This window comes from Lentzea sp. NPDC051838 (genome assembly GCF_040681245.1).
Classification (GTDB): Bacteria; Actinomycetota; Actinomycetes; order Mycobacteriales; family Pseudonocardiaceae; genus Lentzea.
Window position 1 is genome coordinate 300189 of the sequence record NZ_JBFAYI010000001.1, and the last position, 11615, is coordinate 311803.

Annotated in this window: 11 protein-coding genes; 6 read left to right on the forward strand and 5 right to left on the reverse strand. The window is 69.3% G+C overall.

Annotated elements, in window-relative coordinates; translation table 11 throughout:
- Window positions 1–37: 37 nt before the first annotated feature.
- Genes AB0M24_RS01170 through AB0M24_RS01180 form a run of 3 tightly spaced genes read right to left on the reverse strand, consistent with a single transcriptional unit; the run spans window position 38 to window position 2186 of the window.
- Window positions 38–877 carry a PaaX family transcriptional regulator C-terminal domain-containing protein gene (locus AB0M24_RS01170; RefSeq protein WP_363761532.1) on the reverse strand — a complete coding sequence of 280 codons (840 nt, stop codon included), beginning with the start codon at window positions 875–877 and terminating at the stop codon, window positions 38–40.
- Window positions 878–890: 13 nt separating this feature from the next.
- Entirely contained in the window at window positions 891–1730 is an 840-nt protein-coding gene (locus AB0M24_RS01175; RefSeq protein ID WP_363759104.1) for a fumarylacetoacetate hydrolase family protein, read from the reverse strand.
- A gap of 33 nt (window positions 1731–1763) precedes the next feature.
- Window positions 1764–2186 carry a RidA family protein gene (locus AB0M24_RS01180; RefSeq protein ID WP_363759107.1) on the reverse strand — a complete coding sequence of 141 codons (423 nt, stop codon included), beginning with the start codon at window positions 2184–2186 and terminating at the stop codon, window positions 1764–1766.
- A 40-nt stretch (window positions 2187–2226) separates the two neighbouring features.
- Between AB0M24_RS01180 and AB0M24_RS01185 the strand changes: the two genes are divergently transcribed.
- From AB0M24_RS01185 to AB0M24_RS01210, 6 genes are read left to right on the forward strand one after another with little or no spacing between them, the layout of a single operon-like run.
- Entirely contained in the window at window positions 2227–2709 is a 483-nt protein-coding gene (locus AB0M24_RS01185; RefSeq protein ID WP_363759110.1) for a cupin domain-containing protein, read from the forward strand.
- A gap of 8 nt (window positions 2710–2717) precedes the next feature.
- Window positions 2718–3605 carry an acyl-CoA thioesterase domain-containing protein gene (locus tag AB0M24_RS01190; protein ID WP_363759113.1) on the forward strand — a complete coding sequence of 296 codons (888 nt, stop codon included), beginning with the start codon at window positions 2718–2720 and terminating at the stop codon, window positions 3603–3605.
- A gap of 29 nt (window positions 3606–3634) precedes the next feature.
- Window positions 3635–5209: an AMP-binding protein gene (locus AB0M24_RS01195; RefSeq protein WP_363759116.1), complete on the forward strand. Its 1575-nt coding sequence runs from the start codon at window positions 3635–3637 to the stop codon at window positions 5207–5209.
- Entirely contained in the window at window positions 5206–7587 is a 2382-nt protein-coding gene (locus AB0M24_RS01200) for a bifunctional salicylyl-CoA 5-hydroxylase/oxidoreductase (protein WP_363759119.1), read from the forward strand. Before AB0M24_RS01195 ends, AB0M24_RS01200 begins: the two co-directional genes overlap by 4 nt.
- A 10-nt stretch (window positions 7588–7597) precedes the next feature.
- A complete protein-coding gene (locus AB0M24_RS01205; RefSeq protein WP_363759122.1) occupies window positions 7598–8215 on the forward strand; it encodes a glyoxalase in 618 nt (205 codons plus the stop codon).
- Window positions 8216–8231: 16 nt separating this feature from the next.
- Window positions 8232–9059 carry a pentapeptide repeat-containing protein gene (locus tag AB0M24_RS01210; protein ID WP_363759125.1) on the forward strand — a complete coding sequence of 276 codons (828 nt, stop codon included), beginning with the start codon at window positions 8232–8234 and terminating at the stop codon, window positions 9057–9059.
- Here AB0M24_RS01210 and AB0M24_RS01215 read toward each other — a convergent pair.
- Both AB0M24_RS01215 and AB0M24_RS01220 read right to left on the reverse strand, forming a co-directional pair.
- Window positions 9052–9684, reverse strand: a complete 633-nt coding sequence (locus AB0M24_RS01215; protein ID WP_363759128.1) for a response regulator transcription factor — start codon at window positions 9682–9684, stop codon at window positions 9052–9054. The two genes, AB0M24_RS01210 and AB0M24_RS01215, sit on opposite strands and share 8 nt — an antisense overlap.
- Window positions 9672–11609: a histidine kinase gene (locus AB0M24_RS01220; RefSeq protein WP_363759131.1), complete on the reverse strand. Its 1938-nt coding sequence runs from the start codon at window positions 11607–11609 to the stop codon at window positions 9672–9674. The genes AB0M24_RS01215 and AB0M24_RS01220 overlap by 13 nt, the downstream gene beginning before the upstream one ends.
- Window positions 11610–11615: the final 6 nt, after the last annotated feature.

Genomic DNA, 11615 nt, shown 5'->3' on the forward strand with positions numbered 1-11615 from the left:
GGTTCTTCGCGGGCTGTGCACACTCTGTTACAGGGCTTCAGCTCCGGTGGATCACGGTCAGCGCGTGCTCGCGGGCCGGTGCGCTCAGCGTCGTGTTGAGCCGCTCGAACAACGCCTCCGCCGTCACGCCGTTCCACCCCGGCGGCAGCAGCGCCAACGGGAGCCCGGGATCGCTGTAGGGCAGGCGCCGCCACTGGGTGAGCATCGGCACGTACAGACCGAACGCCTGCGAGGGCGTTGTGACGCCGAGGTCGAGCTCCGGGCGGTGGCGGCGCAGGAAGTCCGCGTACAGGTCGGCCAGCTCGTCGAGGTCCCACCAGGACCGGACTTTGGAGCGCAGGTCGCCGAACGCGAAGTGCTGGCCCGTGAAGATGTCGACGTACTCGGCCAGGCCGCGGCGTTCCAGGGTGCGGCGGGTTTCCGTGGCCAGGTTGCCCGGCGCGACCCAGACGCCGGGCGCGGTGGTGCCGAAGCCGAGCTGGGTCAGGCTGGTGCGCAGGGCGTGGCGCTTCTCGCGTTCGGACTCGGGGACGGAGAAGACGACCACGAGCCAGCCGTCCTCGGTGGTGGCGCGGCGGCGTTCGAAGATCCTGGCGTCGCCCTCCGCGAGCATTTCCAGGGTCTGCTCGGCCAGGGCGTAGCCGGCGGCGCCGTCGCGGCGGTCGCTGAGCACGACGCCGCGGCGCTTCAGGCGGGAGATCGAGGATCGGACGGCCTGGCCTTCGACGCCGAGGTCTGCCATGAGCTGCACCACGGAGGCGACGGAGAGCCAGTTGTCCTCGCCTCGTGCGTAGAGGCCGAAGAGCGTGACGATGAGCGGGCCCAGCCGGTCGCGCCCGGTGGCAGCCGTGGGTTCGGTGGACAGCGCGACGTTCAGGGCCCTCTCCTCGTCAGCTGAGATCCGTCAGGGTGACAGTGTTGCGCAGCTCGCCCAGGCCGCTGACGCGAGTCACCACCACGTCGCCGTCGCGCAGGAAGAGCTGCGGGTCTCGGGCGCTGCCGATGCCGCTCGGGGTGCCGGTGAGGATCACGTCGCCGGCGCGCAACGTCATGCCGTGGCTCAGTTCCGCGATGATCCGGGCGAACGGGAACGCCATCTGCGAGCTGGAGGCGTTCTGCAGCAGCACGCCGTTGACCTCGCACTGGACCTGGAGATCGGTGAGGTCCAGGGAGTCCGGTGTGGTGATCCACGGGCCGAGCGGCATGGTGGCGTCGAGGCTCTTGCCCTTCAGCCACTGGCCGCCGTGCGCGCGTTGGAGATCGCGTTGCGACACGTCGTTGGCGACGAGGAAGCCGAAGACGTGGTCCAGCGCCTTCTCCTCCGGGATCGAGCGGCCGTCGCGTCCGATGACCATCGCGATTTCGGCCTCGTAGTCCCACATCGAGGAGATCTCCGGGTCGTACGCGATGTCGTCCGTCGGGCCGATGACGGTGTCCGGGCCCTTGGTGAAGAAGGTCGGGCGCGACGGCATCTCGGCGGGACCCTCGCGCTTGCCCTTCGACTCCAGGAAGTGGTCGAGGTAGTTCCAGCCGGTGCACAGGATGTCGCGGTTGAAGCGGTGCACCGGCGACTCCAGCCGCACCTCGGACAACGGCACCGTTTCGCCGCGCTCACCCAGCAGGCCGCCGCGCACGATGTCGTCGACGGTGGTGGACAGCAGCGTGATCGACTCCCCGTCCACCAGTCCGGCACGACGGATACCGCTCACGGTCGCAGCAGCGAGTTTCACTATTGCGCTCCTGTTTCGCTGATCATGGAAACGCTACTTCTGAATCGGCGCGACCAGGCGGTCTTCGGGGATCACCGCGACGCCGAGGATCTCGATCATGGCCTCCGGCTGCCACAGCGCGGTGCAGCCGATGCCCGCCATCGCCGGGTAGACGGGGCCGGCCAGCTCGCGCCAGACCTTGCCGATCTCGCGGCCGTGCGCCTGGTAGTCCGGGATGTCGGTGAGGTAGATCGTGATGCTGACCAGGTCTCCCGGCACGCCGCCGGCCTCGCGCAACGTCGTCAGCACGTTGCTGAACGACTGGCGGAACTGCTCGACGATGCCGCCGGGGACGATCTTCATCTCGGCATCGGTGGCGGTCTGCCCGCCCAGGTGGAGGACGTTGCCCGCGAGCGTGCCGTGCGAGTAGCCGCTCGGTGCCGGGAGGTCGGCCGGGTTCACTGCGACAGGGCTCATGAGTATTGACACTATCTGACGGTCGTGAAGAATACGAGATATGGAGCCCGACCTGAGCAGGTACCAGCTCGAAGGCGACAACTCGATGTACCGGCTGCCCAGCGGCCTGGTCGCGCCGGTGGTGACGCGCGGCGGCACGGAGAACCCGGACACCGCGAACTCCGGTGGCGCGATCCGCGTCTCCGGCGTGAGCATCCAGCACACCCCGGCCACGCGGCTGTGGTTCGGCAAGGTCACGAACGAGCCCGGCTACCGGTCCGTCACGCACCACCACGGCGAGGCCGAGACCGGCGGCTACGTGCTGTCCGGGCGGGCGCGGATCTACTTCGGCGAGAAGTTCGAGGACTACGTCGACATGGAGGAGGGCGACTGGGTGTTCGTGCCGCCGTTCATGCCGCACATCGAGTGCAACCTCGACCGCAACAAGTCCCTGACGTGGATGACGACGCGCACGCCGGAGAACATCGTGGTGAACCTGCAGGACGTCCCGGACGAGGACCTGCGCGACTGGCTGACGCGATGACGCCGATGATGACTTCTGGGATTTTCACGGACGCGATCACGCTGGAGAAGGCGGATCCCGAGCACTTCGACCTGGCGTTCACAGCCGTCACGCAGCCGTGCCCGTGGCCCAAGGCCTACGGCGGCGATCTCGTGGCCGCGGCGGCTGCTGCGGCCATGCGGTCGGTGACCGACGGGAAGACACTGCACTCGATGCACAGCTACTTCCTGCGGCCGGCCGACATCGGCGCCGCCGTGCGCTACGAGGTGGAGCTGTTGCGCGACGGCAGGGGCTACAGCACCCGGCAGGTCCGCGGTTACCAGAACGGGAAACCGCTCTACGTCTGCCTGGCCAACTTCGCCGCCGGAGAACCCGGTGGCAGCTTCTCCGCGGAGTTCGTGGACGGCCTGCCTGATCCGGAGGCACTGCCCAGTTCGGCGGAGTACATCGCCGAACGCGGCGGCGGCACGATGACCGAGGAGTCGAAGGCCTACTGGTCCGGCGGGCGCAGCTTCGACATGCGGCACGTGCCGGGCCCGGTGTACCTGGAGGTCGAGGGCGAGAAGGCGCCGCACCAGGCGGTGTGGCTCAAGCCGTTCGACCCGCTGCGCCCCGTCGAAGGGCTGACCGATGCCCAACGCGACCTCGCCGCGCTGGCGTACATGTGCGACTACACGATCCTCGAACCGATCCTGCGGGTGCTCGACCTGCCGTGGGCGCGGCCAGGACTGGTGACCGCGAGCCTCGACCACTCGATGTGGTTCCACCGCACGGCGCCGGTCGACGACTGGCTGCTGTACGTGCAGGAGGCGGTCGCCGCTGACTCCGGCCGCGGACTGGGGTACGGGCGTTTCTTCACCCGCGACCACCAGCACCTCGCCACCGTTGCCCAGGAGGGCATGATCCGCGCTGCCTGACCCCGCCGCCACGGGAAGGACCTTGATCAATGGACACCTTCGCTCGCGATCACTTACCTCCGACGGCGCTGTGGCCGACCATCGAGTTCACGACGCCGGAGCTGACTTACCCGGACCGCCTCAACGCCGCGACCGAACTGATCGACGTGCCGGTGTCCCGTTTCGGCGCCGATCGTCCGGCGTTGCGCACCCCGTCCGGCGACGTGTGGACCTACGGCGAGTTGCTGACCCGCTCGAACCAGGTCGCCCAGGTGCTGACCGAGGACGTCGGACTCGTTCCGGGACAACGGGTTCTGCTGCGCTCGCCCAACAACCCGTGGACGGTCGCCGCCTGGCTCGGCGTGCTCAAGGCCGGTGGTGTCGTGGTGACCACGATGGCCGCACTGCGCGCCCGCGACCTCCTGCCGATCATCGAACGCACTGAGCCGTCGATCGCGTTGGTGGACAACAGGTTCGTCGATGACCTACCGCTCGAGGTCGTGACGTACGACGACCTGGCGGCACGTGCGGAGTCCAAGTCGGGGGAGTTCACCGCCGTGGACACCGCTGCCGACGACGTGGCGTTGCTCGCGCCGACGTCCGGCAGCACCGGCACGCCCAAGATCACCGTGCACTTCCACCGCGACGTCCTGTCGATCGACAACACGTTCGGCCGTCATGTGTTGCAGCTGAACCAGGACGACCTCGTGGCGTGCACGGCGCCGTTCGCGTTCACGTTCGGCCTGGGCATGCTCGTCGTGTTCCCGTTGAGGGCTGGGGCAGCGGCGTTGCTCACGGAAGCCGCGACGCCCGCCCAGGTCGCGGATCTCGTTCAGCAGCACGGAGTCACGGTGCTCGCGACGGCACCGACGGCCTACAAGGCGATCTTGCGGGCCGGCGCGGAGGGGAAGCTCAGCGGCCTCAGGACCGCGGTGTCGGCCGGCGAGCACATCCCGCAGGAGACCTGGCAACGGCTGCGCGATCGGCTGGGACTGCGGGTGATCGACGGCATCGGCGCCACGGAGTTGTTGCACATCTTCATCTCCGCGGCCGGCGACGACATCCGTCCCGGCTCCACGGGAAAACCCGTGCCCGGCTACCGCGCCACCGTCCTCGGCCTCGACGGCGAAGAGCTCGGGCCCGGCGAACCGGGACGGCTGGGCGTGATCGGCCCCGTCGGCTGCCGCTACCTCGACGACGCGCGCCAGAAGGACTACGTCGTGGGCGGCTGGAACGTCACCGGCGACGTCTTCCACCGCGACGAGGACGGATACTTCCACTACCACGCCCGCAGCGACCACATGATCGTCTCGTCGGGCTACAACATCGGCGGGCCGGAGGTCGAGGAAGCCATCGACACCCACCCGGACGTGCTGGAGTCCGCCGTCGTCGCCAAGCCCGACGAGGAGCGCGGCTCGGTCGTGTGCGCGTTCGTCGTGCTGCGAGAGGGCGTGGAGGGCGACGCGGCGAAGGCCAAGGAGATCCAGGACCACGTGAAGCAGACGATCGCGCCGTACAAGTACCCGCGCGACGTGCGGTTCCGCACCTCGTTGCCGCGCAACGCGAGCGGCAAGCTGCAGCGGTTCACGCTCCGCAAGATCGTCGAGGACGAGGTGCTCGCATGAAGATCGCTGTCGTCGGCGGCGGACCCGGTGGGCTCTACTTCGCCGCGCTGATGAAGCAGCTCGACCCGGCGCACGACATCACCATCTGGGAACGCGACGCCGCGGACGTGACGTTCGGCTTCGGCGTGGTGTTCTCCGACGAGACGCTCGGCGGCATCGAGAACGCCGATCCGGAGTTCGCCGACACGATGGCACGCCGGTTCGCCCGGTGGACCGACATCGACATCCACTACCGCGGCGAGAGTCACACCGTTGGCGGGCAGGGGTTTGCCGCGATGAGCCGCAAGGAGCTGCTCGGCCTGCTGCAGCAGCGGTGCCTTGATCTCGGCGTGGTCGTGCGCTTCTCGACGCCTGCCCCGGATGCCGAGCTGCTGCGCGGGTCCTACGACCTCGTGGTCGGCGCGGACGGCGTCAACTCGTCGATCCGGCAGTCCTTCGAGGACGTTTTCGGGCCGAAGCTCGACCGGCGGCACAACAAGTACATGTGGCTCGGCACGGATCTGGTGTTCGAGGCTTTCCAGTTCTTCATCAAGGACACGCCCTGGGGCACCATGCAGGTCCACGGGTATCCCTACTCCGACACCGGTTCCACGTTCATCGTCGAGATGCACGAGGACGTCTGGCGCCGAGCCGGTTTCGACACCGGCGAGGAGTTCGCGCCGGGCCGGTCCGACGAACGTGCCGTCGAACGGATCCGCGACCTGTTCGCCGAGGAACTGGCCGGCCACGAGGTGTTCGCGAACAACTCGAAATGGCTGAGCTTCACGACCGTCCGCAACGAGCGCTGGAGCCACGGCAACCTCGTGCTCGTCGGCGACGCGGCCCACACCGCGCACTTCTCGATCGGCTCCGGCACGAAGCTCGCGATGGAGGACTCGCTCGCCCTCGCCGCGTGCCTGCACGAACACGCCGACGTCCAGACCGCGTTGAAGGCCTATGAAGCCGAACGGCGTCCGGTCGTGGAGTCGACGCAACGGGCCGCGCAGGCGTCGCTGGAGTGGTTCGAGAACATCGGCATGTACTCGGTGCAGGAGCCGACCCGGTTCTGCTTCAACCTGCTGACCCGCTCCCGCCGCATCACCTACGACAACCTGCGCACGCGCGACTCGGAGTTCGCGGACCGGGTAGACGCCGCTTTCGCTTCCTCCCAAGGACTTCCTGGCAAGGCGCCGGCGATGTTCCAGCCGTTCCGCCTGGGAGAGCTGGAACTGAAGAACCGCGTGATCGTCTCGCCGATGGACATGTACTCGGCGGTCGACGGTGTGCCGGGCGACTTCCACCTGGTGCACCTGGGTTCCAAGGCCATGGGTGGAGCGGGCCTGGTGATGACCGAGATGGTGTGCGTCTCGCCCGAGGGTCGCATCACGCCGGGCTGCACGGGTTTGTGGAACGACGAGCAACGCGACTCCTGGGAGCGGATCGTGTCGTTCGTGCACGAGCGCAGCACCGCCCGGATCGGTCTGCAGATCGGTCACTCCGGCCGCAAGGGCTCGACCAGGCTGATGTGGGAGGGCATGGACGAACCGCTGCCGGACGGCAACTGGGAGACCGTCGGCCCGTCCGCGCTCCCGTACGGATCGGGCTCACCGGTGCCGCGTTCGCTCGGTCGCGAGGAGATGGACCGGATCACCGCCGAGTTCGTGGCGACCGCCGAACGAGGTGCGGCCGCCGGTTTCGACCTGGTCGAACTGCACTGCGCGCACGGCTATCTGCTGTCGTCGTTCCTCTCGCCGATCTCCAACCAGCGCACCGACGAGTACGGCGGCTCCCTGGAGAACCGCCTGCGCTACCCGTTGGAGGTGTTCGACGCCGTCCGCGCGGTGTGGCCTGCCGCGCGCCCGATGATCGTGCGCATCTCCGCGACCGACTGGGCACCGGACGGCAACACCGAGCACGACGCCGTGGAGATCGCCCGAGCGTTCGTCGCCCACGGCGCCAACGCGATCGACGTTTCCACCGGCCAGGTCACGGCTCAGGAACGTCCGGCGTTCGGGCGCTCGTACCAAACCCCGTTCGCCGACCGGATCCGCCACGAGGTGCCGGGCGCGGCCGTCATCGCCGTCGGCGCCATCGCCTCCTACGACGACGTGAACTCGATCCTGCTGGCGGGCCGCGCCGACCTGTGCGCGATCGGCCGCACCCACCTCTACGACCCGCACTGGACCCTGCACGCGGCGGCCGAGCAGGACCACCGCGTCGAGTGGCCGGTGCAGTTCCGGGCAGGCAGCCGGAAACCACCTTCAGCGCGCACGGACGCGATCAGGCCGCGGTTGTCGTTGCTGCGGGCGGACGCGCCGGACCGCGACGTGCACCTGCGCTGGACGCCCCGCGCCAGGTGGTCAGGAATCGAGAAGCAGCGGGCCCTGAGTGGCGAATAGCGTTTCCGGCATGACCTCACTCGACGCGATCACCCTCGAAGTGGCCGTCCTCGCGGCCGCGGAACGCTTCTACGCCAAGGCTTTCGGCCTCGGCTCCCGTCTCCGCCTGCGGGAGGCGCACGACTCCACCACCGGCTTCCGCGGCTTCACCCTGAACCTCACGGTGTCGCAGCCCGCCGACGTCAACACCCTGCTCGACGCCGCGATCGACGCCGGCGCGACCGTGCTGAAGCCCGCCACGAAGTCCATGTGGGGCTACGGCGGCGTGGTGCAGGCACCGGACGGCACGATCTGGAAGGTCGCGACCTCGGCCAAGAAGGACACCGGCCCCGCTACCGGGCAGATCGACTCGATCGTGCTGCTGCTGGGCGTCGCGGACGTCGCCGCGAGCAAGAAGTGCTACCTGGGCCAGGGTTTCACCGTGGCGAAGAGCTTCGGCCGCATGTACGTCGAGTTCGCTTCCGGTGGCGACGTGAAGCTGGCGCTGTACCGGCGGAAGGCACTCGCCAAGGACGCCGGGGTGGCGCCCGAGGGTTCCGGCTCGCACCGGATCGCCGTGAACGGTGCCGCCCAGTTCACCGACCCGGACGGGTTCTCCTGGGAAGCGCGCACAGCGGCACTCTCGTAGCCCGATAATGACCGCCATGGCGGACCCCGGACCCAAGCCGCTCACCACGCGGGCGATCGTGATCGGTGGCCTCGCGGTGCTGGCGGTGGGTGGCCTGATGCTGACCCTCCTGCTCACCCTGTACGGCGGCGGGTCACCGCAGGACCAGGCTCACCTGGACGCCGTCCGCACCGCGGGGACGATCGTGGTGGGCACCGGGGGCGCGGTGGCGTTGCTGCTGGCCGCGCGCCGGCAGCGGTCGGCCGAACTGACGTTGAAACACCAGCAGGAGACCGCGCGCCAGGCCGAGCACGACGCGATCGAACGCCGCATCACCGAGCTGTACACGAAGGCAGCCGATCAGCTCGGCAGCGACAGGGCACCCGTCCGTCTCGCCGGTCTCTACGCCCTCGAACGGCTCGGCGTGGCCAACGCCGAACAGCGGCGCACGATCGTCAACGTCATCTGCGCCTACCTGCGCATGCCGTTCGTGGACGACCGCGAGGAGGCTCAGGTGCGGATCACCGCGTTGCGCATCCTGCACGCCCATCGGCGCGACGACGAGCACTGGTGGAGCGTGTCGATCGACCTCGACGGCGCGAACCTGTCCGGGTCGCGGCTGCCGCGCTCGAAGTTCGCGTGGGCGACGTTCGAAGGAGCCGACCTCAGCCGCGTCGACTTCACCGGCAGCGACCTGTCGGACGCCGACCTGACCCACGCGCAGCTCGTCGACGCCGATTTCACCGGGGTCGATCTGAGCGGTGCCAGGCTCGACCACGCGGACCTGACCGGCATCGTGCTCAAGGACGCGGTGTGGAACGAGAAGACGGTGTGGCCAGGACCGGACGGACCACCGGTCAGCTGAGCTCGGCCAGATACGCGAGGACTGCCAGCACGCGGCGGTGCTCCTCCACGTTGGTGGCGAGGCCGAGCTTGGCCATGATGCTGCCGACGTGGGTCTCCACCGTGCGTTCGGTGAGGAACAGTCGTCGCGCGATCGCGACGTTCGTGCAGCCCTCGGCCATCAGCCCGAGCACCTCGCGTTCTCGCGGCGTGAGCGCGGCGGTCGCCGGACGGCCGAGGAGTCGGCCCACCACTTCGGGATCGAGCGCGGAGCCTCCTGCGGCGACGCGGGCGATGGACTCCAGGAAGTCGTCGACGTCGAGCACGCGGTCCTTGAGCAGGTAGCCGAAGCCGCCCTGGCTGACGAGCTCGACCGAGTGCCGCGTCTCGATGTGCTGGGAGAGCAGCAGAATCGCGACGCCGGGCTGCGCCGCGCGGATCTTGCGGGCGGCCCGTGCGCCGTCGTCGGCCAGGCCGGGCGGCATCCTGACGTCGACGATGGCCAGGTCCGGTTCCGCTTGCGCCACCACGGCCACGAGGGTGTCCGCGTCGGCGGCGCGTCCCACGATGTCGTGGCCCGCGTGGGAGAGCAGGCTCGCCAGGCCCTCGCGGAACAGCGCCGAGTCCTCCCCGATCACGATGCGCACGGCAGCACCGCCTGGATCGTCGTGCCCAGTCCCGGCTTGCTGTGCAACCTCAGCGAACCTCCCAGTGCCGCGACGCGGTCGGCCAGGCCGGAGAGCCCGGAGCCCGCGCTCGGGTCGGCGCCGCCGCAGCCGTCGTCCTTCACGACCACGTTCACCGCGTCCTCTTGGTGCGTGACGCGAACCGTGATCGCACTGGCGCGGGCGTGCTTGGCGGCGTTGGTGATCGCCTCCGCGGCGACGAAGTAGGCCGTGACCGTGATGTCGTCGGCCAACGGCTCGTCCATGATCTCCAGCGTCACCGGCACGGGCAGCTTGGTGGTGAGAGCGGCCAAGGCGCTGTGCAGGCCGTCGTCGAGGCTCGTGGGACGCAGGCCGTGCGCGATCTGCCGCAGCTCCGCGATGGCGGTGGCCAGCTCGGCGACACCCTGGTCCAGCACCGCGTGCACGTCGATTTCTCCCGTGGGCAACTGTCGTTGGGCCAGCCGCATCGCCATGCCCAGCGAGACGAGCCGCTGCTGGGCGCCGTCGTGGAGGTCGCGTTCCAGCCGCTTGCGTTCGGCGTCACCGGCCTGCACCAACCGCGCTCGGCTGGCTTCGACTTCTCTCAGTGCCGCAGCGAGTTCGCCGCGCAGCCGGGACACCTCGACCAGGCTGGCCGCCGCGGTGGCGACGACGCGGAGCACGGCTGGAGTTGTTGTGCTGGACGAGAGAACGCCGATCTGGGTACCGCCGAGGGTGATCGGGACGAGGCCGGTGTCGGCCACCGGCACGCCCTTCGCGTCGACGAAACCCGTGGACGCGGGGATCAGGAGTCCGACTCTCAGCGTCGGGTCCTTCAACGCCGTGCGCAGAGCGTCTTCGAGCTCTTCCGGTTGGGCGGCCTGGGTGTGCACGCGGTGTTGCAGGTCGTCGATCGCTTGCAGCGCGGCCTTCGTGCGTGGGAACAGCCGCCGGTCCACCACGCGGTGCAGGCGTTTCTTCAACGGTGCCAGCAGAACGGCGCACACCGCGGTGGCACCGGCCGCGGCGGCGGGGGAGTCCTGGCCCACCACCAGCCCGAGGCCGAGAGCCGCGAGCGCGTACGCCCCGATGAGGACGAGCAGCACGATCGTGTAGCTGATGGCGTCGGCGAGCACGCGGTCGACGTCGTAGAGGTCGTGGCGCAGCATGGCCACCCCGACCGAGCAGAACAGCGCGATGATCGTGACGACGCCCCACACCGTCGCCACGATCCCGCTGCGGCCGGTGACGACGATCTCCGCGAGGCAGACCACCGGGTACGCGGTCGTGGCCAGCCCCGCGAACGCGAGCCATTTCAGCTGGGCCCGGACCGGATCCGAGGCGCGGCGGAAGCGCAGCACTAGCGAGACACCGCACGACAGGAACGCCGCGACGAGCGCGATGGTGACGACGTAGCTGAGCGCGTTGACCACATCGGACGGTGGTCCCCAGGGGTGCGGGATGTCCTGCATCGGCTCGGTGAACGGCTCTCGCGGCACCATCCCGAGGCCCTGCTGAGCGAGGGCGAGGACGACGATCAACGACGGCATCGGCCTCCACCGGCGGCTGGGCAGTGTGCCGTCGGGGAAGTGGAGCAGCAGCAGTGCGACGGCGGCCAGCAGCCACCAGCCGCTCTCGTTGAGAAACGCGACCACGCGGGGGTCGAGTGGCACCTCGGTGGGGTCGTCGATCCAGGCCCGGTAGTAGGCGTCGCGTGCGGCCAGGAAGACCACGATCGATCCGACCCACGCGAGCAGCGCGCCGACGGGGTTGGCGCGCACCCGGAACGCGATCACGACGCCGAGCGCGGTGATGGCGAGTCCGAGAGTCGCGAGGCCCGCGAAGGTGAGAGTCGGCCGGAGCCAGCCGGCACCGGCCGTCATGACGACGGCGATGCCCAGCAGAACGAGTCCCAGCGACCTCATCGGCCC